Annotated in this window: 14 protein-coding genes; 7 read left to right on the forward strand and 7 right to left on the reverse strand. The window is 54.8% G+C overall.

Annotation, left to right across the window (positions count from 1 at the left end; genetic code table 11):
- The first annotated feature begins 41 nt into the window (after positions 1-41).
- Positions 42-971 carry a DNA replication terminus site-binding protein gene (gene tus / locus ACF8PE_RS01025; protein WP_032617865.1) on the forward strand — a complete coding sequence of 310 codons (930 nt, stop codon included), beginning with the start codon at positions 42-44 and terminating at the stop codon, positions 969-971.
- Here tus and fumC read toward each other — a convergent pair whose 3' ends face one another.
- Both fumC and fumA read right to left on the reverse strand, forming a co-directional pair.
- The gene (gene fumC / locus ACF8PE_RS01030; RefSeq protein ID WP_032617864.1) at positions 972-2,363 is read right to left on the reverse strand and encodes a class II fumarate hydratase; all 1,392 of its coding nucleotides are present in this window, start codon (positions 2,361-2,363) and stop codon (positions 972-974) included. It lies immediately after the preceding gene.
- A gap of 164 nt (positions 2,364-2,527) precedes the next feature.
- Complete coding sequence (gene fumA, locus ACF8PE_RS01035; protein ID WP_150870759.1) at positions 2,528-4,174, reverse strand: class I fumarate hydratase FumA; 1,647 nt, start codon at positions 4,172-4,174, stop codon at positions 2,528-2,530.
- A gap of 200 nt (positions 4,175-4,374) precedes the next feature.
- Here fumA and manA point away from each other — a divergent pair, with 200 nt between their 5' ends.
- Both manA and ACF8PE_RS01045 read left to right on the forward strand, forming a co-directional pair.
- Complete coding sequence (gene manA, locus ACF8PE_RS01040) at positions 4,375-5,547, forward strand: mannose-6-phosphate isomerase (RefSeq protein WP_117386183.1); 1,173 nt, start codon at positions 4,375-4,377, stop codon at positions 5,545-5,547.
- Positions 5,548-5,648: 101 nt separating this feature from the next.
- Entirely contained in the window at positions 5,649-7,220 is a 1,572-nt protein-coding gene (locus ACF8PE_RS01045) for a YdgA family protein (RefSeq protein ID WP_317519120.1), read from the forward strand.
- 79 nt (positions 7,221-7,299) lie between these two features.
- On the opposite strand, the gene ACF8PE_RS01050 is transcribed toward ACF8PE_RS01045, so the two are convergent.
- A complete protein-coding gene (locus tag ACF8PE_RS01050) occupies positions 7,300-8,328 on the reverse strand; it encodes a Mal regulon transcriptional regulator MalI (protein WP_032617860.1) in 1,029 nt (342 codons plus the stop codon).
- 178 nt (positions 8,329-8,506) lie between these two features.
- Between ACF8PE_RS01050 and malX the strand changes: the two genes are divergently transcribed.
- From malX to ACF8PE_RS01070, 4 genes are all read left to right on the forward strand, one after another.
- Complete coding sequence (gene malX, locus ACF8PE_RS01055) at positions 8,507-10,099, forward strand: maltose/glucose-specific PTS transporter subunit IIBC (protein ID WP_032617859.1); 1,593 nt, start codon at positions 8,507-8,509, stop codon at positions 10,097-10,099.
- 48 nt (positions 10,100-10,147) lie between these two features.
- The gene (locus tag ACF8PE_RS01060; RefSeq protein ID WP_392494304.1) at positions 10,148-11,320 is read left to right on the forward strand and encodes a MalY/PatB family protein; all 1,173 of its coding nucleotides are present in this window, start codon (positions 10,148-10,150) and stop codon (positions 11,318-11,320) included.
- A 622-nt stretch (positions 11,321-11,942) separates the two neighbouring features.
- The gene (locus tag ACF8PE_RS01065; protein ID WP_164540264.1) at positions 11,943-13,940 is read left to right on the forward strand and encodes a choline BCCT transporter BetT; all 1,998 of its coding nucleotides are present in this window, start codon (positions 11,943-11,945) and stop codon (positions 13,938-13,940) included.
- 63 nt (positions 13,941-14,003) lie between these two features.
- Positions 14,004-15,281 carry a DUF2254 domain-containing protein gene (locus ACF8PE_RS01070; protein WP_279869606.1) on the forward strand — a complete coding sequence of 426 codons (1,278 nt, stop codon included), beginning with the start codon at positions 14,004-14,006 and terminating at the stop codon, positions 15,279-15,281.
- 664 nt (positions 15,282-15,945) lie between these two features.
- Here the strand turns inward: ACF8PE_RS01070 and ACF8PE_RS01075 are convergent.
- From ACF8PE_RS01075 to ACF8PE_RS01090, 4 genes are all read right to left on the reverse strand, one after another.
- The gene (locus ACF8PE_RS01075; RefSeq protein ID WP_279869605.1) at positions 15,946-16,944 is read right to left on the reverse strand and encodes a tail fiber domain-containing protein; all 999 of its coding nucleotides are present in this window, start codon (positions 16,942-16,944) and stop codon (positions 15,946-15,948) included.
- A gap of 11 nt (positions 16,945-16,955) precedes the next feature.
- Positions 16,956-17,258 (reverse strand): hypothetical protein, encoded by a 303-nt coding sequence (locus tag ACF8PE_RS01080; RefSeq protein ID WP_392494307.1) that lies wholly within the window; start codon positions 17,256-17,258, stop codon positions 16,956-16,958.
- Positions 17,258-18,949 carry a hypothetical protein gene (locus ACF8PE_RS01085; protein WP_392494309.1) on the reverse strand — a complete coding sequence of 564 codons (1,692 nt, stop codon included), beginning with the start codon at positions 18,947-18,949 and terminating at the stop codon, positions 17,258-17,260. Before ACF8PE_RS01085 ends, ACF8PE_RS01080 begins: the two co-directional genes overlap by 1 nt.
- 63 nt (positions 18,950-19,012) lie before the next feature.
- Positions 19,013-23,941, reverse strand: a complete 4,929-nt coding sequence (locus tag ACF8PE_RS01090; RefSeq protein WP_392494310.1) for a DUF1983 domain-containing protein — start codon at positions 23,939-23,941, stop codon at positions 19,013-19,015.
- Positions 23,942-23,954 lie beyond the last annotated feature (13 nt).

Consider the following 23,954-nt stretch of genomic DNA (forward strand, 5'->3'; position numbering starts at 1 on the left):
TGTGCTATATAATGAGTATGTTGTAACTAATATGGTGTGCTATGGCGACTTACGATCTGCTCGAACGCTTAAACTCAACCTTTCGCCAGATGGAACACGAGCTGGCGCAACTTACCCACGATCTGCAATCCTGCCGCTTGCTGGCGGGCCGCGTCTTCTCCCTGCCGGACGTTGCCAAAGGGGCTGAACACGATCCGCTTAACGCCATCGCGGTAAAGCAGCACATCGGCCAGGAAGCCCTGACCATGGCGCTGCAACACTACCGCCACCTGTTTATTCAGCAGCAGTCGGAAACCCGCAGCAGCAAGGCCGCCGTGCGCCTGCCCGGGGTGATCTGCCTGCAGAGCGACGCCGCCCACCGGATGCAGCTTACGGAACAGATCGCGAGCATTAACGCCTTAAAAGCGGACTTTGAAAAAATCGTCACCGAGGAGTCTGGCCTGGCGCCCGCCGCACGCTTTGAGTGGGTGCATCACCAGTTGCCGGGGTTGATCACGCTCAACGCCTATCGCACGTTAACGGTGATCAATCACCCCGCCACGCTGCGCTTCGGCTGGGCCAATAAGCACATCATCAAGAATTTCACCCGCGATGAGGTGCTGGAGATGCTGGAAAAAAGCCTGAAGTCTCCGCGCGCCGTGGCGCCCTGGTCCAGAGATCAGTGGGTGGAGCGGCTGGAGGCGGAATATACCGCCATCCATACGCTGCCTGCGCAGGCGCGGCTGAAGATCAAACGGCCAGTAAAGGTGCAGCCTATCGCCCGCGTCTGGTATGCCGGACAGCAAAAGCAGGTGCAGTACGCCTGCCCGACGCCGTTGATTGCCTTGTACGACGCCGACCAGGGCGCCGTGATCCCGGATATCGGCGAGTTGCTGAATTACGATGCTGACAACGTTCAGCATCGTTATAAGCCCCAGGCGCAGCCGCTACGCTTAATCATTCCGCGGCTGCACCTGTATGTTGCAGAGTAGCTATTTCAGGCTGCCGACCATCTCTTCCGGGCGAACCCAGCTGTCGAACTCGGCCTCAGTGAGATAGCCCAGCGCCAGCGCGGCGGCTTTGAGCGTCAGCCCCTCTTTATGGGCTTTTTTCGCGATCTCAGCCGCCTTGTCGTAGCCAATATGGGTATTGAGCGCCGTCACCAGCATGAGCGACTCATTGAGCAGCTGGCTGATACGCTCGCGATTAGGCTCAATACCTACCGCGCAGTGTTCGTTAAAGCTCTCCATGCCATCGGCCAGCAGACGCACCGACTGCAGGAAGTTATGGATCACCATCGGACGATAGACGTTCAGTTCAAAGTTGCCGGACGCCCCACCCATGTTAACCGCCACATCGTTGCCCATCACCTGGCAGCAGAGCATGGTCATGGCTTCACACTGGGTTGGGTTCACCTTGCCCGGCATGATGGAGCTGCCCGGCTCGTTCTCAGGAATACTGATCTCACCAATGCCGCAGCGCGGCCCGGAGGCCAGCCAGCGCACGTCGTTGGCGATTTTCATCAGCGATGCCGCCAGCCCTTTCAGCGCCCCGTGGGCATGCACCAGCGCATCGCAGGTGGCCAGCGCTTCAAACTTGTTCGGCGCGGTGACAAACGGCTGCCCGGTGATGGTCGCCAGCTCCTCAGCCACGCGTACCGCATATTCAGGATGGGTATTAAGCCCGGTGCCCACCGCGGTGCCCCCCAGCGCCAGCTCCGCCAGGTGCGGCAGGCTGTGGTCGATATGGCGCAGATTGTGGTCGAGCATCGCCACCCAGCCGGAGATCTCCTGGCCGAGAGTCAGCGGCGTGGCATCCTGCAGATGGGTTCGGCCAATTTTGACGATATCGGCGAACGCCTGAGCTTTATCATCGAGTGTCTGCTTGAGCACGTTCAGCTGTGGAATCAGCTGCTCCCGCAGGGCAATCAGCGCCGCCACATGCATCGCCGTCGGGAAGACGTCGTTGGAACTCTGGCTTTTGTTAACGTCATCGTTGGGGTGGATTTTGCGCTCCATGCCGCGCACGCCGCCGAGCAACTCGCTGCCACGGTTTGCCAGCACCTCGTTCATGTTCATGTTGCTCTGGGTACCGGAGCCGGTCTGCCAGATGGCGAGGGGGAACTCATCGGGATGTTTGCCCGCCAGCACTTCATCGGCGGCGTTGATAATGGCGGTGGCTTTTTCTGCCGCCAGCAGGCCTAAATCCTGGTTTACTTTGGCTGCCGCACGTTTAGTCAGCGCCAGGGCCTGGATCAGCGAGACCGGCATTTTTTCAGTGGAAATACGGAAATGTTCCAGCGAACGCTGGGTTTGTGCGCCCCAGAGTTTGTCCTGCGGGACGTCGATGGCGCCCATCGAATCTTTCTCACTGCGTGAGGTCATTACTTTCTCCTTGATAACACTGAAGTGGATTGCTCACAGCTCAAAGAAATAAGTATTGATGAGATCGGGGAAACGGTATGGCGCTTTGTGCGCTCTTTTTGTTGTCCGGCGGCACTGCGCTTATCCGGCCTACCTTACTGGCAGGCCGGATAAGGCGTTTTAGATCACTTCACACAGGCCGAACACTGTGAAGACTGGATCTGTTTGAAGAAGTCGTTGCCTTTGTCATCCACGAGGATAAACGCCGGGAAGTCTTCCACTTCAATTTTCCAGATGGCTTCCATCCCCAATTCCGGGTATTCCACGCACTCGAGGCTCTTGATGCTGCCCTGCGCCAGGACTGCTGCCGGGCCGCCGATACTGCCGAGGTAGAAACCACCGTGCTTGTGGCAGGCATCGGTCACCTGCTGGCTGCGGTTGCCCTTCGCCAGCATGATCATGCTACCGCCGTTGGCCTGGAGCTGATCTACATAAGAATCCATACGCCCTGCCGTGGTTGGCCCCAGGGAACCGGAAGCATAACCATCAGGAGTCTTGGCCGGACCCGCGTAATAGATCGGGTGATCCTTGATGTACTGCGGCAGCCCTTCGCCGTTATCCAGACGCTCCTGCAGCTTCGCGTGGGCGATATCACGGCCCACGATGATGGTGCCGTTCAGCGACAGACGGGTGGAGACCGGGTACTGCGAAAGCTGGGCCAGGATCTCGCTCATCGGACGGTTCAGGTCAACGCGCACCGCCTCGCCCTCGCCCGCTTTACGCAGCTCTTCCGGGATGTATTTCCCTGGGTTGTTTTCCAGTTTTTCGATCCAGATACCGTCGCGGTTGATTTTGGCCTTGATGTTACGGTCAGCGGAGCATGACACGCCCATACCCACCGGGCAGGACGCGCCGTGACGCGGCAGGCGGATCACGCGGATATCGTGGGCAAAATATTTGCCGCCAAACTGTGCGCCCAATCCGAGGTTCTGGGCTTCCACCAGCAGCTCCTGTTCCAGCTGCACATCGCGGAACGCCTGACCGTGCTCGTTACCTTCGGTTGGCAGGCCGTCATAATATTTGGTGGAGGCCAGTTTGACGGTTTTCAGGGTGCTTTCTGCCGAAGTGCCGCCGATGACAAAGGCGATGTGGTACGGCGGGCAGGCCGCGGTGCCAAGGGTACGCATCTTCTCGACCAGGTAGTTCTTCAGCTTGCCCGGCGAGAGCAGCGCTTTGGTCTCCTGGTAGAGATAAGTTTTGTTGGCTGAGCCGCCGCCTTTAGCGATGCAGAGGAATTTGTATTCGTCGCCATCGACGCTGTAGAGGTCGATCTGCGCCGGCAGGTTGGTGCCGGTATTCACCTCTTTGTACATATCCAGCGCGGCGTTTTGCGAATAGCGCAGGTTATCTTCGATATAGGTGTTGTAGACGCCGTGCGCCAGGGCCGCTTCGTCACCGCCGCCGGTCCAGACGCGCTGGCCTTTTTTACCGGTGATGATGGCGGTGCCGGTGTCCTGACAGGTCGGCAGAATGCCTTTCGCCGCGATATCGGAGTTACGCAGGAACTGCAACGCAACGTATTTGTCGTTTTCACTGGCCTGCGGGTCGCTGAGGATATCGGCCACCTGCTGCTGGTGCGCCGGGCGCAGCATGAAGGAGGCATCGTGGAAGGCCTGTTGCGCCAGTAAGGTCAGCGCCTGCGGGTCCACTTTGAGGATCTCCTGACCTTCAAACTCAGAGACAGAAACGTAATCGCGGGTTAACAGGTAATATTCGGTCTGATCCTTGGCCAGCGGGAAAGGATCCTGATAATGGAAGGGTTTATTCGACATTGTTCTCTCACTTACGACATTGCTGATTATGGTTCAGGCAGATGTTCCGTTTGCCTTGCTTAAAAGCGAGTTGGCTTATCCTACACAATTTTTTAACAAAAACTGAGACTAGTACGACTTTTTCCGTGCGCAGGTTACTTCCGCCCGGTTTATTGCTTTAATACGGGCAGTTAATTCCACATTTGAAACAGGGCTTGATAATGCAAAAACTCATTAACTCAGTGCAGAACTACGCCTGGGGAAGTAAAACTGCGTTAACGGATCTCTACGGTATCGCCAACCCCGACAACCTGCCGATGGCAGAGCTGTGGATGGGGGCGCACCCAAAGAGCAGCTCAAAAATTGAGGGTGCCCACGGGGTTCGCTCCCTGCGTGAGGTCATCGACGCGGATAAAAGCACGCTGCTGGGTACGCAGGTCGCAGACCGTTTTGGCGAACTGCCGTTTCTCTTTAAGGTGCTGTGCGCGGATCAACCGCTCTCCATTCAGGTTCACCCGAACAAGCAGGCCTCAGAAGCAGGTTTTGCCAAAGAGAACGCCGCCGGTATTCCGCTGGATGCCGCCGAGCGTAACTATAAAGATCCGAACCACAAACCGGAGCTGGTGTTCGCTTTAACGCCGTTCCTGGCGATGAATGCTTTCCGCGAATTCTCTGAAATTGTCTCCCTGCTTCAGCCGGTGGCCGGGGCGCACAGCGCCATTGCCCACTTCCTCGAAAAACCCGATGCAGAGCGCCTGAGTCACCTCTTCGCCAGCCTGCTCAATATGCAGGGCGAAGAAAAATCCCGCGCGCTGGCGGTGCTGAAAGCCGCTCTGAACAGCCAACAGGGTGAGCCGTGGCAGACTATCCGCGTGATTTCAGAGTTCTACCCCGACGACAGCGGGCTATTCTCGCCGCTGCTGTTAAACGTGGTCAAACTCGAACCGGGTGAAGCGATGTTCCTGTTCGCCGAAACACCGCACGCCTACCTTAAAGGCGTGGCGCTGGAGGTGATGGCCAACTCCGATAACGTGCTTCGCGCGGGCCTGACGCCAAAATACATCGATATTCCTGAACTGGTGGCGAATGTTAAATTTGTCGCCAAACCGGCGGCAGAATTGCTCACCCAGCCGGTTAAAAACGGTGCAGAACTGGACTTCCCGATCCCGGTTGAAGACTTTGCGTTTTCGCTTCACGAACTGAGCAGTGCAGAAAGCGCGCTGGCTCAGCAGAGCGCGGCGATCCTCTTCTGCGTTGAGGGCGAAGCCGTCGTGAGCAAGGGTGACGAGCGGCTGGTGCTGAAGCCGGGCGAGTCGGCATTTATTGCCGCCAGTGACTCGCCGGTCAACGTCAGCGGCGTCGGTCGTCTGGCCCGTGTTTACAACAAGCTATAGTGACCTACTGAATTTTTTAACATTTGTTGCTAAGCTATTGGTAATCTTATGACCTCACCGGGCGGTTTTAACCGCTCGGTTTCATTTTAGGGATAATCACGATGAAGAAATCGGTTATAGCCGCAGGCGTTATTGTTGCATTAGGTGTGGTCTGGACGGGTGCGGCCTGGTATACCGGGAAACAGCTGGAGAGCCATCTGGCAGAAATGGTCGCGCAGGCGAACAGTGAGCTTAAGCGCACCGCGCCAGAAGCCGGGCTGGAGGTCAGTTACCAGGATTACCAGCGCGGCCTGTTCAAAAGCCATCTGCAACTGGTGCTTAAACCGGTCGCTGGCACGCAAAATCCCTGGCTGCAGCCAGGACAAAGCTTGGTGCTGAACGAAGTGGTGGATCATGGTCCCTTCCCGCTCGCCCAGCTGAAATCCTTCAACCTTATCCCTTCCATGGCCTCGGTAAAATCTACACTGGTGAACAACGAAGCGTCAAAACCGCTGTTCGATCTGGCGAAGAATGAGTCTCCGTTCGAGGCCAATACCCGCATCAGCTATGCCGGTGATACGAGCACCGATCTGGCGCTGAAAGCACTGAATTACGAAAATGGCGATGAAAAAGTGGCCTTCAGCGGCGGCAATTTCCAGCTGGATGCCGATCGTGATGGCAAAAACGTCTCGCTGAAAGGTGACGCAGCAAGCGGCCTGGTAAATGCCGTCAATGAGTACGGCCAGAAAGTGCAGCTCACCTTCAACAACCTCAAAACCGAGGGCAATAGCCGTCTGACCGACTTTGATGAGCGGATCGGCGACCAAAAACTCACCCTCGATAAGCTGGCTATCGCCATTGAAGGCAAAGAGATGGCCGTGCTTGAGGGAACCGATCTGAGCGGTAAAGCCGAGCTGTCGAAAGATGGCAAGAGCGTTAATAGCCAGCTGGATTACAGCCTGAAGAGCCTGAAAGTGCAGAATCAGGATCTGGGTACCGGCAAGCTGACGCTGAAAATCGGCAATATTGACGGCCAGGCGTGGCATCAATTCAGCCAGCAATATCGCGCCCAGAGCCAGGCGCTGCTGGCAGATAAAGCGCTGATGGAAAATCCGGCCCTGTATCAGCAAAAAGCGGCAGAAGTTTTCTTCAGCAACCTGCCCGTCCTGCTTAAAGGCGAGCCGGTGGTGACGCTGGCTCCGCTGAGCTGGAAAAACAGCAAAGGCGAGACCAACTTCAACCTGTCGCTGTTCCTGAAGGACCCTGCCACCGCCACGGGCGAGGCGCAAACCCTGGCCCAGGAAGTGGATCGCAGTGTGAAATCGCTGGAGAGCAAGCTGACTATCCCGATGGACATGGCGACCGAGTTCATGACCCAGATTGCGAAGCTGGAAGGCTATAACGAAGATGACGCTGGTAAGCTGGCTGGCCAGCAGGTGAAAGGCCTGGCGGCAATGGGCCAGATGTTCCGCATCACTACCGTGGAAGATAACGTCATCAGCACCAGCCTGCAGTACAGCAACGGGCAGGTTACGCTGAACGGTCAGAAGATGACGCTGGAAGAGTTTGTCGGCATGTTTGGCGTTCCGGCGCTGAACCTGGCGGTACCGGACGAGCCTGCCGCGCCAGCGGCTCCGGCTCCGGCTCCGGCTCCGGCTCCGGCTCCGGCACAGCCTACGGTTCCGCAGCAGTAATGCTAAAAAACCCCTCTTCGAGGGGTTTTTTTATTGCCGCCAGCCAGAATGCCTTATCGTTCTTCCTTTAACCGTGAAACTACTTCACGGGGACTAACCGGGCGGAGACAATCTGATGCCCGGCTTGCACATCAGATTTTTCAATCCGCTGCATAATCCTGTCCGCCAGCGTGTGGCCCATCTCCCGTGCAGGGGTGGTTGCCCAGACGATAGGTAGATCGTCCAGCGCGTTTTCTGACACATCCGCAAAGGCACCGAGCGCCACCTGATGACCAAAGAAGGTTTCAACCCCGCCTTCCCCGCTCTGGCGTCCGGCCCGTATCAGGCCAAACCAGGCGCCCATGGCGATGACATCGTTGTAGCAGATCACGGCGCTGATGGTGGGGCTGGCGCGGAGCAACGTCCCGATCGCCTCTGCCGCCTGCTTCTGGCTGGACTCGCACTCCACCACCCACTCACTGTGGAACGGCAGGCCGTATTTAATCAGCGTTGAACAGTAGCCGCCCACCCGTTCGGCGCGGGTCAGCGACGAGCTTTTTCCGCCCAGCCAGGCAATCCGCTGATGGCCGCGGCGAATAAGATGTTCGGTCAGCATTTGTGCTGCCTGCATGTTGTCCGGGCGCAGGGTATCGGCCTCATCCAGATAGCTGGCGCGGGAAGCAAACACCAGCGGAACACCCTTCTGGGCTGCCCGTTCGCACAGTTCGTTGCTTAACCCGGATGCCCCGGCAACGATCACCCCATCGACCCCCTGGGTCAGCAGCATATCGAGGCGCTGGAGCAACTGATCCGCTTCCCGGCCACCGTGGAGTAAAAAGACCATCCGGCCTTGCGATTCCAGCGCCTCCGTCAGCCCTGCCGTCAGTTCGGCATAAAACGGCGAGGTCAGATCGCGGACAATCAGGCCAATCACCCCGCTTTGTCCACCGCGCAGCGCCGAAGCCTGCCGGTTACGAACAAATCCCAATTGCTCAACCGCATCGTTAACGCGCTGGCCCGTCGCGGAGGAGATCCGCCCTTTTCCGCTCAGCACCAGTGACACCGTGCTGACGGACACGCCCGCCGCCTGCGCGACGTCATTAATGGTGATCTTTTTCGCTACAGCCATGTGATGGCGTGACTCCCTGACAATGAGACCGGTAAAACGTTTTATCAATACGTTATCTTTATACTACCAGTTAAAGGCTAAGAATGTGATTTAGCGCGCACTAAAATTTGATAAAACGTTTTATCTTCTCGCAGCATTGAAGCAGATAAACTGATTTTAACAACACAGGAGTCGTTTTATGACGGCGAAAGCAGCACAAAAAATATCGCTGTGGGAGTTTTTCCAGCAACTGGGTAAAACCTTTATGCTGCCCGTGGCGCTCCTCTCGTTCTGCGGGATCATGCTGGGGATCGGCAGCTCGCTAAGCAGTCACGATGTGATTACGCTGATCCCGTTCCTTGGCAATCCTGTGCTGCAGGCTGTCTTCATCTGGATGAGCAAGGTCGGCTCCTTTGCCTTTAGCTTCCTGCCTGTGATGTTCTGTATCGCTATCCCGCTGGGACTGGCGCGGGAAAACAAAGGTGTAGCGGCATTTGCCGGTTTCGTTGGCTATGCGGTGATGAACCTGGCGGTCAACTTTTGGCTCACTGCCAAAGGCATCCTGCCGACCACCGATGCGGCAGTACTCAAGGCCAACAACATACAGAGCGTGATTGGTATTCAGTCTATTGATACCGGGATCCTCGGCGCAGTGATCGCGGGTGTGATCATCTGGATGCTGCACGAGCGTTTCCACAATATCCGCCTGCCGGACGCGCTGGCATTCTTTGGTGGCACCCGCTTTGTGCCCATTATCACCCTTGTGGTGATGGGTCTGTTTGGCCTTGTGATCCCCTTGATCTGGCCTGTCTTTGCCATGGGCATTACCGGCATTGGCCGCATCATTAACGGTGCCGGTGATTTTGGACCGATGATCTTCGGTACCGGTGAACGTCTGCTGCTGCCGTTTGGACTTCAGCATATTCTTGTCGCCCTGATCCGTTTCACGGAAGCGGGCGGTACGATGGAGGTGTGCGGTCACGATGTGAGCGGCGCGCTGACCATCTTCCAGGCGCAGCTAAGCTGCCCGACCACCCACGGTTTCTCGGAGAGCGCCACTCGCTTCCTGTCCCAGGGTAAAATGCCAGCCTTCCTCGGTGGCCTGCCGGGCGCAGCCCTGGCGATGTACCACTGTGCTCGCCCGGAAAACCGTCACAAAATTAAAGGCCTGCTGATCTCCGGTGTGATCGCCTGCGTGGTGGGCGGAACCACCGAACCGATTGAATTCCTGTTCCTGTTCGTTGCCCCGGTGCTGTACCTCATCCACGCTGTGCTGACCGGTCTGGGCTTTACCGTGATGGCGGTGCTGGGTGTGACTATCGGCAACACCGACGGCAACGTGATCGACTTTGTGGTGTTCGGCATCCTGCATGGCCTGTCGACCAAATGGTATCTGGTACCCGTAGTAGCAGCGATCTGGTTCGCGGTGTACTACGGTATCTTCCGCTTCGCCATCACCCGCTTTAACCTGAAAACGCCGGGTCGTGATACCGATGCGGCCACCAGCGTTGAACAGGCGGTTGCGGGTACGATTGGCAAATCCGGCTATAACACCCCTGCCATTCTGGCGGCGCTGGGCGGTGCGGATAACATTACCTCGCTGGATAACTGCATCACCCGCCTGCGTCTGTCGGTGGCAGATATGTCTAAAGTAGATACCAACGCCCTGAAGGCTAACCGCGCTATCGGCGTGGTACAGTTAAACCAGCATAATTTGCAGGTGGTTATCGGCCCGCAGGTGCAGTCAGTCAAAGACGAACTGGCGACCCTGATGCGAACAGTAGAAGCCTGATGCCTCACCCCCTCGCCATGAGGGGGTTTTATTTTAAGGACCAACGACATGTTTGATTTTACTACCGTCGTGGATCGTCACGGTACATGGTGCACCCAGTGGGACTATATTGCCGACCGTTTTGGTGCCGCCGATCTGCTGCCTTTTACCATCTCGGATATGGATTTTGCCACTGCCCCTTGCATTATCGACGCCCTGCAAACGCGCATCGGCCACGGGGTGTTTGGTTACAGCCGCTGGAAAAACGACGCATTCCTGGCCGCCGTGGCCCACTGGTTCCACCAGCGTTTTCACAGCACCATCGACACCCGTGCCATCGTCTATGGCCCCTCGGTGATCTATATGGTGTCAGAGTTGATTCGCCAGTGGTCGGACGCCGGTGACGGCGTGGTGATCCATACCCCCGCTTACGACGCGTTTTATAACGCCATTGCGGGTAATAACCGACAGGTTGTCTCTGTCGGCCTGCAACACTCGGTGGCGGGCTGGCAGTGCGATATGGCCGAACTGGAAGCGGTGCTGGCCCAGCCGCAAAACAAAATCCTGTTGCTCTGTAGCCCGCATAATCCGACCGGCAAGGTCTGGACACGCGACGAGTTAACCACTATGGCTGACCTCTGCGCGCGACATGGCGTGGCGGTGATCAGTGATGAAATCCACATGGATATGGTGTGGGGCGAGCATCGGCATACCCCCTGGTGCGAAGTCGCTCAGGGTAAATGGGCGCTGCTAACCTCTGGCTCCAAGAGCTTCAACATTCCCGCCCTTACCGGCGCATACGGCCTGATTGGCGATGAGGCCAGTCGCATGGCCTATCTGCAGACGCTGAAAGGCCGTGATGGGCTGTCCTCGCCGTCGGTGCTGGCGCTGGTGGCGCATATTGCGGCGTATCAGCAGGGCGAAGCATGGCTGGATGCGCTGCGCGCTTATCTGGAGGCGAATTTGCAGTACGTCGCCGACACGCTGAATGCCGCTTTCCCGACGTTAAACTGGCAGCCGCCGCAGGCGACTTATCTGGCATGGATCGATCTTCGTCCGCTCGGGATCGATGACAAGGCACTGCAGAAGGTGCTGATTGAGCAGCAAAAAGTGGCAATCATGCCGGGTTATACCTACGGGGATGGAGGCAAAGGTTTTGTCCGTCTTAACGCTGGCTGCCCACGCAGTAAGCTTGAGCAGGGTGTCGAGCGCCTGATTGCCGGGATCCGTACTTTGAAGTAATTCGTTTGCGCAACGGAATAATCCCTTGCGCAAATAGCTTTTTCTCTCGTTTTGTTTTTATAATAGCCCGCACATTACAGTTAATGAGCAGAATGTCGTTGAAAATCAATGTTCATCAATCTTTTCAATTGGTTGCTCAGCGCATGTTATTAGCATTATCTCGCATTAACTGACATTTATCTGTCCCTATTTGTGTCCCTAACATACGTATGCCCCCAGCATGCCCCCAGAGAATCCCGGTTTTGCGATGCTCTTTTCAGAACCCCACCGGCCTTACAGACCAACACCTGCTGGGCAAAATACCTCTCCTCCATCGTTTTGGTCGCTTTGAAAGTTACGCACTAGTTTTTAGATCAAAGCCCGCTTTGTGCCAGGAGCAGACGTTGGTAATTTATGTACGATATTACATTGATTAATCTATATCCCAAATCTGACGCAGATTAAATGCCACTAACAGTGGTGGGCCAACTAACTAAAAACCTTAAAAATATGGGATGGTTGGTATTGAAATTCGTTAAACCACGCGTTCCGATTAACGCCGCATAGTCCGTTTAATTTTGCTACTCTGTTAGAGGTAGCAAGCATTGTCCAATACGGATTTAAATCAATGGAATAAATGATCATGAGTGAAAATGAAACAATCCCAAAGAAGTCTCACAGTCAGATTAACAAAGCTGTATTCTTTACATCTGCTTTGTTAATTTTCCTTCTTGTCGCTTTTGCCGCTGTATTCCCGAATGCTGCCGACAAAAATTTCAAACTACTTCAGCAACAAATCTTCATGAATGCAAGCTGGTTCTACATCCTTGCTGTGGCCCTGATTTTATTGAGTGTCACGTTTCTGGGACTCTCACGCTACGGTGATATCAAGCTGGGTCCGGACCATGCGCAACCTGATTTCAGCTATCACTCCTGGTTTGCGATGCTTTTTTCGGCAGGGATGGGGATCGGCCTGATGTTCTTTGGGGTTGCTGAACCGGTGATGCATTATCTCTCCCCTCCCGTTGGCACCCCAGAGACTGTTGCGGCAGCGAAGGAAGCAATGAGGCTGACCTTCTTCCACTGGGGTCTGCATGCATGGGCAATCTATGCCATTGTAGCGCTGATTCTGGCCTTTTTCAGCTACCGCCACGGTCTGCCTTTAACGCTGCGTTCTGCACTCTATCCCATTATTGGCGATCGCATATACGGGCCTATAGGCCATGCGGTTGATATTTTTGCCGTTATAGGTACGGTCTTTGGCGTTGCGACATCGCTGGGTTACGGTGTTTTGCAGGTGAATGCCGGTTTGAACCATCTATTCGGGGTGCCTATCAATGAAACAGTTCAGGTGATTCTGATCGTGGTCATCACGGGGTTAGCGACTATCTCTGTGGTGTCCGGCCTGGACAAGGGAATACGCATCCTGTCTGAACTCAATTTGGGCCTCGCGCTGTTGCTTCTGGCGCTGGTCCTGTGTCTGGGGCCAACCGTGCTTCTGCTGAAGTCATTTGTGGAAAATACCGGCGGTTACCTTTCGGAACTGGTGAGTAAAACGTTCAATCTTTACGCATATGAACCTAAGTCGAGCAACTGGCTGGGGGGATGGACATTACTGTACTGGGGATGGTGGCTCTCATGGTCACCATTTGTGGGGATGTTTATAGCACGGGTTTCACGCGGCCGAACCATTCGCGAATTTGTCACCGGCGTGCTGTTTGTTCCGGCCGGCTTTACGCTCATGTGGATGACGGTGTTTGGTAACAGCGCAATCTATCTCATTATGAACCAGGGGGCGACCGATCTCGCCAATACCGTTCAACAGGATGTCGCGCTGGCCCTGTTCAATTTCCTGGAGCATTTCCCGTTCTCCTCCGTGCTGTCATTTATTGCAATGGCGATGGTCATCGTCTTCTTCGTAACTTCTGCTGACTCGGGGGCAATGGTTGTGGATACGCTGGCATCAGGTGGGGTGGCAAACACACCCGTCTGGCAGCGAATCTTCTGGGCATCGCTAATGGGAATTGTAGCTATTGCGCTTCTGCTTGCAGGAGGGCTAAGCGCGTTGCAAACGGTGACAATAGCAAGTGCATTACCCTTCTCTGTAATCTTACTGATATCCATATACGGACTGTTAAAAGCTTTGCGCCGGGATTTGACCAAGCGTGAAAGCCTGAGCATGGCGACTATTGCGCCGACGGCTGCGCGTAATCCTATTCCCTGGCAGAGAAGGTTACGCAATATCGCTTACCTGCCGAAGCGCTCTCTTGTGAAACGCTTTATGGACGACATTATCCAGCCTGCCATGACGCTGGTTCAGGAGGAACTTAACAAGCAGGGAACGATATGCCACATCAGTGACGCCGCCGACGATCGTATTCGCCTTGAAGTCGATTTGGGCAACGAGCTGAATTATATATATGAAGTGAGGCTTCGCGGGTATAACTCACCAACCTTCGCGCTCGCTGCTATGGATAATGATGAGCAGCATGCTGAACAACATCGATATTATCGCGCGGAGGTCTATCTCAAAGAAGGCGGGCAAAATTATGATGTGATGGGCTGGAATCAGGAACAGCTGATTAATGACATACTGGACCAGTACGAGAAACACCTGCACTTTCTGCACCTGGTTCGTTAATAGCAACATGCCGTCCCGGGGGCGGCATTTATTTATCCCGGCATCAATACGAGGGAATGCAGAATGATTTCACGCTGGCAATGGATTCTGAAGCAAACATTTAAAAAGCTATGGTTCAGAGCAACGTTATTCGCAATTATCGCGATAATAACGGCTCTTTTGTCTATTCTTTTTAAATCAATGATCCCTGAATCGGTTTCAGTGAAGGTTGGTGCGGAAGCCGTCGATAATATTCTGAACATACTGGCATCGAGTATGCTGGCAGTGACCACATTTTCACTGAGTATAATGGTCACAGCTTACGGTTCAGCCACTACTAATGTGACTCCCAGAGCAACGCGTTTAGTTGTTGAAGACGTAACCACACAAAATGTACTGGCCACCTTCATCGGTTCCTTTCTCTTCAGTCTGGTAGGAATTATTGCCCTCAATATGGGAGCCTACGGAGAAAGGGGGAGGGTCATTTTATTCATTGTCACACTGGTTGTCATTGCCCTCATCCTCATCACATTACTTCGTTGGATACAGCATTTGACCTCTCTGGGGAGGGTCGGTGAGACAACGGCAAAAGTAGAACAGGCGGCCATCGAAACATTTATTGCGAGAGCCAGAAATCCCTGTCTCGGCGGATATCCATGGCTTGAGAGCAATGAACAGCCGAAAGGAACGGTTGCAGTTTATCCGAAAAAGATTGGTTATGTTGAATATATTGATATGGAGAAACTCAGCAAGCTCTTGGCCAATGATCCTCGTCATGTATACCTTTTAGCGCAACCAGGCAGTTTCATTCACCCGTCGATGCCAGTTTTGTACATGAGTACTGGCCAGGGGGCATCAATCAGTACAGATTTACTTGAGACGATCATTGTCTCGGATGTGCGTTCATTTGCTCAGGATCCCCGATTTTGTATTAGCGTCATGGCCGAAATAGCCTGCAGAGCACTTTCACCCGCAGTGAACGATCCTGGAACCGCAATTGATGTCATTGGAAGAGGTGTTCGTATACTTTCTGCTTACGCGCAGAATAAGTCTCATGAACTTGAAGTGAACTATCCTTCAGTACACGTTGCGCCAATTCAGAACAAAGATCTCCTGGAAGACTTTTTCTCACCTGTCGCACGCGATGGTGCAAGTATGAGGGAGATTCAGATAAGACTGCTCAAAGGGCTATCTATGCTGAGTACGGGTTGGCCTGAGATGTTTGCTGATGCCGCGCACACTCTGGCAATTGAAACATTAGAGCATGCAAATCGCGCTGACCATATAGGCTCCGACAGAGAACTCATAAAATCTATTTATTTTAATTTGTTTTTTGATGAAAACTCTAATAAGCAACCATAGTTGCGGAGCAAGCAATTTAGTTGCTAGCGAGGCAAGAGCAAAGCATCCGCATGAGACTTCATAACAGGTACGACGCCCCCGGGCCGTTAGCTGTATCAAATTAATAAATTTTTTATATAGCTAACAGAGCGTCAATTCAACTTTTCTCAGTATCAATACTTCACACGCAGTTTGACCCTGCCCCGTTTCCGCCTGTGCCATTTGGCCGGTCGACATTCTAAAAAGCTGATTTCTTAAAGTAATGGCAAATGCTGCCGATATGTTACTTACCTGCGTCATGAACGCGGGATTGATAACAAAGCTAAGGGAGTTATGCCCGCTCCCGTGCGGGCTTTTTTTTGCTGTTCAGCTGCTCCAGAGATAGGGTGCACTGCCCTAGTGACGTTCCGGGTCACACCAGGCATTGATTAACTGTCTCAAAATATGGATAAGCCCCGAAGGAATCATAAGCGCTGTTAAAACAGCCAGAATAGCTGTCGTCATAAGAAACTCCATGTTCTCAGGTTTGCTCTTAAGGAATCTTAGAACATATTTTTCAACTGTTACCAGCGTCAGGAAATTTTTACTTCAACACCTGTATTAGTTGATAGGTAAGAGGTGAGCGACCAGCGAAGAAATGGGCAGCTGTGCCTATTGATAATTACTGCTGAACATTATGATGCCGTTACACTTTCAGCGCGTTAATCTCAGCCTGCAGCTGGGTGACCTGCGTGGTCAGCATTTCGATTTTGGCAATAGCATGGTGCAGGGCCAGCGCCGTATCCATCATGATGACATTGTTATCCAGCGCCAGGGTGTCATCTTTATCACAACGATTTCCGTCCTCGTCGAACTCAGGCGCAGCAGGAACTAACTTCACATACTCACGGTCAATATCACGTAAAGCATCCTGAGCGATGATCCCCCGGCGTGCCCGTTCAAAGTAATCCCCGTTATACACGAACGTGCAGGGTTTCAGCTTCCTGATGTTCTCGTAAGATGCCTGGCCGTCGTCATAGGTGATATCGTGCTTCAGAGTGGCATCAGAGGTAGCTGACTTCTGATAGGTGAAGTTGCCAGCAAAGCCGCCATCGCCACTTGTCGAGGTGACTAAATCCCCGTTGGCTGGGGTGAAATACCAGTACCGTATCTTGGACCCACTATCTCCGAACTGTGTTAGTGCAGTGTTAGCCCAGGAACTCAGCCCGTTACCAACATTACCCCACATCGATCGGAGGTTATACCCACCGCCATGTTGATATCCCCAGGAAAGGCCAGCTATAGCCCCGTTCCCCGGAGAATCCGTGGCGGTCTCCGCGTAATAAGAGGCATAGTGTGCCTGTGCTGAGTTCCACCACGAACTCACGGCTGGACCACCCATATACAAACGTCCCGGAATTTGCACATTGCCGTTGGACATGAAGTCGAAGTAGTTGTTCTGCGCGGAGTCAGTACCCCCTGCATTTTGCAACACCACCAGTCTGGCAATGGAGTAGTTCCATTCGATGCGTTTCACGATCTGGAGTTGGGCGGATATCTTCTCAACACCATTTACGGTGTACTGTGACTTTATGTATCCGCCATAAACCGTACTCCCGACCCCCGGCAGAGACGCGTCATTGATGGTGGATGTCCAGGCAGCAATGGCCCTGCTTAATTCAGCCGTGTCTATTCTGTTTGCCATAACTTAATTCCTTACGCCCAGACGCGAGTCGGTGTTTTCGGTTTAACCACAAAGTTGTTCAGCCCGAATAAATCGAGCGAGTCATTCATGACCCGCAAATTGACGTGATAGCCGGGTTCGTTGGTGTACTTAATTATTTCGTTTTCTTCACCGGGATTGATAATTTCAGCAGGAACAGTGATAACGCCAACGATATCCAGGTTGATATCGGGGTGATATAAATCACCCTGCCCCTCATCATCCACAAACCCCGCCGCGATTAACTGCGTGCGCATTTCGTCGGCGTCATTAAAACGCAGATATAAGTCTCTCATTAGCGGAGTCCATTAATTTGGTTGGGAGTTAACAGGCGATGCCAGATACGGAAGTTGCGGATGTGGTAGACCGCGAAAGAGTTGCTATTAAATCTGATGGATGTTCCCGAATATGTTGGGCCGGTAGGAGCTTGCCCGGTTCGCGTTGCGCTTTCGCCGTCGAAGTAACCGGAGACTGTATTGTCATTGGCTACATCAATTGTTTGAACATATGTTTTCTTATTGAATGGGTAAGTTATATTTGGAACAGCTATTCCACCTGATCCCCTATAAGAAATTAACTGATTCGCAATTCCTCTAATAATAATATCGTTACGCGCGCCCACATTTGCCAAAAAGTCCACATAACCTGGCCCGGTCGTAGGTACTACGAACTGATCTACAGTAAACTCAACCGCGACGGTACGTGCGAATATATCCCCTACCACGCCATAGCCGGAATTCCCTTGCGACTGCAAATTGAGCTGATCCCCGCCCCTCGTTACAGCCGCCGAGCCGGTCGGAATGTAGCTTGTAGGTACGGCATTTTTTTCAAACTGAATGGTTTGGATATAGAACTCGGTTCCTACAGGGATATTATTTGCATCGCTATCTTCTGGCATAGCGTAAATCTGGGCTATATAGGCTCCTGCTGCCGCGCCTTTGAGCGTCGCAGTGGCGAGGGTGTAGCCATCACTCCCTGTCTTCGTTGTTACGGTCAGTCCACCAGACGATCCAGCTGTCGCCCCTGTGCTAAAGATAAAACGAGCCTCCCCAAAGAAGGTGGAGTCTTTCACAATGCGGAACCTGAACCGCCCGTAATTACCTTTGAATCGAGCGGATACGGTAAAATTATCCCCATCGGCCAGTGTCACGGCGCTACTCTGAACAATTAAAAGGTTGTTTACTGCATTATTGCAAACGCCCTTCATGGTTGCCGCCTGCGTTGTGCCGTCTTTTATTGCCGTGGCGGTTAGCGAAGCGGCCTTGCCTGCCCACTTGGTCGGGTCGTCACTGTTCAGGAAATAGTTAGTGCTCTGCCCCTCCATTAACAATCCGTCGCGTTCAAAACGCGGCTCGTTAATATCAGCGGTCTGCAATACGCCGGATTTGTCGATATACGTTGCCGTCGTAGAGCGGGTAAGTGTCGCTGATTTTGTCGTCAGCTCCAGTACCTGCCCGGAAATATTCAGCCGGTCGTAAGGCGCAAATCCAGCCAGCAGCCGGAGGTCATCATTCAGCGGCAACCAGACGTCAGGGAATGGGGCTTCCTCATAGGGTACAGACGTCAGCAGCTGTGCGGCCGCAAGTGATGTTGCGGCACTGCTGGCGCTGGCGGCTGCGTTGGTCTCCGACGTTTTGGCATTCGTCTCAGACGTTTTTGCGTTCGTCTCAGAGGTTTTGGCATTCGTTTCGCTGGTCTTGGCTGCTGAAGCGCTGCTTGCCGCAGCGGTCTTAGACGAGTTCGCGTTGGTCTCAGAGGTTTTTGCATTCGTCTCTGAGGTTTTGGCAGCAGCGGCGCTGGCACCTGCCGCACCCGCCTGGGCGATCAGCTTTGTCCAGCTGGGCCCCGTCTTTTTGGATTCGTCTGCCAGAGTTACGGTGACATCACCGGTGCCCGATAAAATGAGATCCTGGTTGATGATACTGGTTTGCGCCAGGCGAAATCCTTCAGATACGGCTTTCGCCAAATCGTCATCAAGTGTGGCCATCGTGTTGTCCTTAAAATGAAAAACCCAGCCGGAGCTGGGTTGGATGGTCTGAGGTTATGGGGATCAGGAGAAGGAGCCGGTACCGCGGGTCACAGTGATAGTTGGTGCATAAATTGCCACGGTTGCATTACTGGAAGAAACGACAATGCTGGCGTCAATACGTTGCCCGCCCATCCCGGTCGCCGCGTGCCGTGCGGTGAACCATAGCCCACCTACAGGAACGTCATAAGTGAACGTACGGACGTTACCCGCGATAGTTACCTGAACGGTGGACGTAACCGCACCTGTAATCCCCCGCACATATATCAATGACTCTACGACGGCGTTTTTATTCAGCACGCTATTGCTGGAGTCGGTATACGTCATGGCTACACTGGTAGAAACAGCATTGTTCGACCGGTTGCTGGAGTCGGGGTACACCCCTGTGTTGGCGACATCTCCAATGAAAGATGTCGCTTCAACCGTGCCCTTGAAGCTCCCGCTGGTCGCCTCAACTCTGCCTCTAAAACTCCCGTCGGTGGCATAAATCGTCCCGCGAACGGTCACGCCGTTAAACGTGGCATACCCGGATTTATTGATATGCCAGCCGACATTGCCGGTCCCGTCCCAGTTGCTGGACTGGATGTAATTCCCGATCTTGCCGTTGTCGATAGAACCGTCCTGGATGAACACCGAACGCATGAACATCTGGCCGCCGGTCGAAGCAAACACCAGCTCCTGCCCGTTCGTCGTCGGGTTATAAACCGCGAACGTATCGGCAGAAATCAGGAAATTTGAGGCCCCTGTACCGTCAATGCCCAGCTGAATACCCGCGATGCGTTTGACACCGTTCGCTTCCACCTGGACTTTAACGCCCCATTGCGCGGAGAGCTTGCCGTTGATGTCAGCAACAGCCTGGCTGGTCGTCTGGACATTGGCATTTGTTTGCCCAATAGACGCTGTGACCTGCTCAATGCTGGTCGCGGTAGCGCTCCCCAGATCCGTAACGGCTTTATCAATGCGCGTGATGGCGGCGGCGTTGGTCTGGCCGTTTTGCTCAACCGTGGCCTTAAGGTTTGTGACCTGTTCGGCTACAGCGCTTGTGGCATCCGCGGCGGTCTTACGGGTCTCGGTGATCTCGGCCATCGTTTTCGTTTCGCCAACGGCAAACGTGACGCGCTGATCAGAGAACGCCATGAAGTTGGCGAGCGCGTTACTGACACTACCGACAATGCCGGCGTCGCGGCTGGCAGTGTTACCGTCCACATCCACTTTCAGGCTGTCGATACGACGCCCCAGCGCACTGTCTGCATCCGTGCGGGCCGTGGTTTCCGTGCTGATGTCAGCCGTGTTCTGGTCGGTGGTAGCCTTGACCGCAGCCAGCGCGGTAGTCTGCGCTTTGTTGTTATCAGCGACGGCTTTATCGATGCGCGTGATATCGCCGGTATTTTTCCCGACGGTGGTCTGCAGGCCCGACAGCGTGGTGGCCTGCGCCTCCTGCTCAGTCGTCAGCGTTGCCAGCTCCTGCGTCACGCTGGCTTTGTTGGCGTTAACGGTCGCTTCCAGCGCCGTCCTGGCTGTCACCTCCGCTTCCTGCGCCGTGATGCGCGCCTGGCGTTCCGTGTAGAGCAAGCCCGAGGCCAGCTTCGACGGGTCATCACCGGTATAACCGCCCCGGATCTGCGCCGCCAGCGTCTCGCGCGCTGTGGCTTCCGCCTGGTCGCCAGCAACACGTGCTGTCGTTTCCTGCTGCAGCGCAGCCATACCCGCGCCGGGAGTAGGCCGTCCGAGCGCCACCCAGTCAATCAGAAAGTAATTCGTCGCATCCTGCTTAGTGGACAGATCCAGCCTGAACTGATTCATCGTGGTTTCAGTCAGCCAGGGGATATTGTCGAACTCCAGCGTGGCGATCCCGTTCGCGTCGTATGCAGGCTCGGCGACATTGAGCATGTTGGTGTCGTTGAAGCCACCGGTACCACGCCACCGCAGCTGCCCCGCCCAGCCCGGCGCCCCGAACTTCCTGATACGCAATTTAACGAAGCGATAGGACGAAGAGTTAACACCCAGTGAACCGGGAGACTGCACCCACGGATCGGTGGCATGGTTCGCCGGGCGTATCCAGCCGTCAACGATGGTCGGGGTCCCGTTCCCGGTCCAGCCCTCCACTGTCGAATCGAAGTACCAGATTTTTGCCGGGTCGAACTGCGAGCCGGTGCCAGCAGAAATCTGCCCAATCTGCTGCGCCAGTGACTCGGTAGTGGTCTGGATCGTCTGATTGACGTTACTGATATCCGCGACGCGCTCGTTCTTCTCGGTCAGCAGCGCCTGGCCTCGCGCCGCAGCCTCGTCGGTGATGGCTTTCTTACGGTCCGTTACCTCCTGTGCCAGGCCTGCTTTGGTTGCCGCCGACTCTGTCGTGACTTTGCTGATGTCGTCGCGCGCTGACTGAATATCGTCGCTGAGATCGGCGATATCCGAGGTGAGTTCCTTATACGCGTCTGTCTGTTTGATCTGGTTGTCGATATCCACCAGGTAATCAGCTGCTACCGAGCTGCTGCTGCCCTGAATGAAGTCAGTCCATGCCGACTTATTGCCGGTGCGATCGACAAGCCGCGCGCGGTACCAGAATCCTACTCCGGCTTTCAGGCCCAGTTGCTGATAAACATGCTGCGGATAGGGAACCCCGGCCAGCAGAAGCGGATTTGTGCCGGACGATGCAGTGGAATACTGGATCTCCGTCTGTAAGGTATCGCCGGTACCAGCCGGGAAATCCCAGTCCAGCTGTACGCCCCAGAGCAACGGCGTGGTACGGAAATTGGCGGGCTTTGGCACATCACCGGCCCGGCCCTTGAGATGCGTCAGCACTGAGGTGGCCCACAGGCTGGATGCGCCGCCAGCGTTAATCGCCCTGACACGCACCAGGTAATCACCTTCGTAGATCCCCGGCACTTCGATATTGCGAAGCCCGGTTTGCGGAACGTTAACCCACTCGCTGTCACCCCTTCGCCACTGTGCCTGGTAGGCGATCACGTCTGCCTGCGGTTTCCCTGCTTTATCCAGCGGAGCATCCCAGGAGGCCGTCAGCGTGGCAATGCGCTGCCCCTGTCTCACTGAGTCGTAGCTTGATACCACGACGTTTCCGGGCTGAGAGACAACACCAGTAGGAATCAGGCTGATCGGCGGGATGTCCAGGCGCGCATTGTTATCGACAGCGTCATATTTCGAGGCGTTGTATTCCGCACCCGTAATGGTGTAGGTGTTCTCCTCGTCATTGAACGTCAGGTTCATCACACGGAAATACTGCAGGCGCAGCTGTCCGGCATCGATAACGAAAACGGCATCCGGCGCTGGCGCAGAGGAAAACGCCGTGGCCACGATTAACTGCGTGCCGTTGACCGCCTGAATGACCCGGTTTTCCACAATGCCGCCCTGTGTGCGGATCATCAGCGTGTCGCCCGGAACGGCGCTGGTCCCGCGATCGGTTGTAACGGCTTTAAGCCCGGCGTTGTAACTCACAACGCGCCCACCATACACTCGCCCGGAAAAGCGTTCATCCGCAAAAGCGAACACGGTGCCGGGAACATAGGCAAAGCCATCCAGCCCGGTTTGCAGCGTGATCAGGCGATCAAGATAGTTGGAGTACACCGCCCAGCCGCCGCGACGCTGCGCCTCACTCTCACGCGTACAGCCAATGGCAGTCAGCTGCGTCTGCTTGAATTTGAACTGCTTAACCAGGTCAGGAAACATCACCGCAGTGGTGCGATCCTGATAGTGGTTGTCCGGGTCGCTGAAGTTAATTAGCGCCGAACTGTAGCGGTTCTTCTCGCTGCCGCTGGAATAGTTCGGCTTTCCGACGACCGAGGCGCGAGTGAGGATCTGTAGCTTCGTCGTGTCCGCTGGCATGTCCGAGACAACATTGAACATGTTGTTGCCCCAGAATGTCATACCGTTGAAGCCAGCGGCGATATCCTTAATCACCTGCCAGGCATCGGCCTGCGACTGGATATAGACATCAAACAGGAAGCGCGGCTCGGTACCGGTGCCGCCCTTACCGTCCGGCACCTTCTGGTCACAGCGCTGGGCTATGCGGTACAGCTCCCACTTATCCAGCATGGCTGCCGTTACCCGACGACCCAGGCCAAAGCGCGGCTCCGTGAGTACATCGAACCAGATCCACGCCGGGTTATTCGACCAGCCCCATTTGAATGTCCCATCCCAGGTGCCGTTATAAACCCGGCTAACCGGATCATAGTTCTGCGGGATGCGGATAATCCGCCCTTTCGGCTTGCAGGATATCTTCGGGATGTTGTTGAAGGATTTTGCGTTGAACGACACATACAGCAGCGCGGTATGCGGATAGCGCAGGCGCGCGTCGATCACCTCTGTGATGGCCTGCACCTGCGTTTTGTTCTGTAGCATCTGGCTGGTGCTGTCGGCGGTATTGCGAACCACGCGGATCTGCCAGCCGGTGTTTGCCTTCGGCAGATTGATGCGGTGGGTCAGCTCGTACAGTGAGCTGAGCTTTTCGGTTACGGTTTTGGTGAGCACGGTGCTGTATGCCCCGCCATCTACCGCCACGTCGATGTGATAGGTGACGGAAGTGCCGACGATATCGCCATCATTCTCCTGCTGCTGCAGACCGGTAATGCCGATACGCACCAGCACAGCATCAATCTGGGTATTGCTGATGGCGCGGGTCCAGGGAGTGGCCTTCGTCAGCGACACGCCAATGCTGGTCTCGTTCTCCACGGCGGGGAACCCGGGGATCGGCGACTGCGTCTGCGTGCCCGGCCGAAAGTCCCAGGAAACATTCTCGAAGTTCATCGAGCCGTCGGCGTTGCCCAGCGGCGTGCCGTCAAGGAAGATCCGGGTAGCATCCAGTCCACCAGCAAACTCGCCTTCACCGAGCGCCAGCAGCATACGGCAGCGCGCCATCGACTGCGCGGAATCGGGTTGTTCAACAGGCGTGTGCTGCTTCTGACTGCCGCCTTTTGCACCAGTAATCGTTGCCATATTGCATCCATAA

The sequence above is a fragment of the Leclercia sp. GLN_9 genome (genome assembly GCF_043105735.1).
GTDB lineage: Bacteria > Pseudomonadota > Gammaproteobacteria > Enterobacterales > Enterobacteriaceae > Enterobacter > Enterobacter adecarboxylatus.

Bases quoted from the DNA above. Each gene is read 5' to 3' on its own strand.
- tus (WP_032617865.1), top strand. From the start codon at position 42: ATGGCGACTTACGATCTGCTCGAACGCTTAAACTCAACCTTTCGCCAG.
- fumC (WP_032617864.1), bottom strand. From the start codon at position 2,363: ATGACCTCACGCAGTGAGAAAGATTCGATGGGCGCCATCGACGTCCCG.
- fumA (WP_150870759.1), bottom strand. From the start codon at position 4,174: ATGTCGAATAAACCCTTCCATTATCAGGATCCTTTCCCGCTGGCCAAG.
- manA (WP_117386183.1), top strand. From the start codon at position 4,375: ATGCAAAAACTCATTAACTCAGTGCAGAACTACGCCTGGGGAAGTAAA.
- ACF8PE_RS01045 (WP_317519120.1), top strand. From the start codon at position 5,649: ATGAAGAAATCGGTTATAGCCGCAGGCGTTATTGTTGCATTAGGTGTG.
- ACF8PE_RS01050 (WP_032617860.1), bottom strand. From the start codon at position 8,328: ATGGCTGTAGCGAAAAAGATCACCATTAATGACGTCGCGCAGGCGGCG.
- malX (WP_032617859.1), top strand. From the start codon at position 8,507: ATGACGGCGAAAGCAGCACAAAAAATATCGCTGTGGGAGTTTTTCCAG.
- ACF8PE_RS01060 (WP_392494304.1), top strand. From the start codon at position 10,148: ATGTTTGATTTTACTACCGTCGTGGATCGTCACGGTACATGGTGCACC.
- ACF8PE_RS01065 (WP_164540264.1), top strand. From the start codon at position 11,943: ATGAGTGAAAATGAAACAATCCCAAAGAAGTCTCACAGTCAGATTAAC.
- ACF8PE_RS01070 (WP_279869606.1), top strand. From the start codon at position 14,004: ATGATTTCACGCTGGCAATGGATTCTGAAGCAAACATTTAAAAAGCTA.
- ACF8PE_RS01075 (WP_279869605.1), bottom strand. From the start codon at position 16,944: ATGGCAAACAGAATAGACACGGCTGAATTAAGCAGGGCCATTGCTGCC.
- ACF8PE_RS01080 (WP_392494307.1), bottom strand. From the start codon at position 17,258: ATGAGAGACTTATATCTGCGTTTTAATGACGCCGACGAAATGCGCACG.
- ACF8PE_RS01085 (WP_392494309.1), bottom strand. From the start codon at position 18,949: ATGGCCACACTTGATGACGATTTGGCGAAAGCCGTATCTGAAGGATTT.
- ACF8PE_RS01090 (WP_392494310.1), bottom strand. From the start codon at position 23,941: ATGGCAACGATTACTGGTGCAAAAGGCGGCAGTCAGAAGCAGCACACG.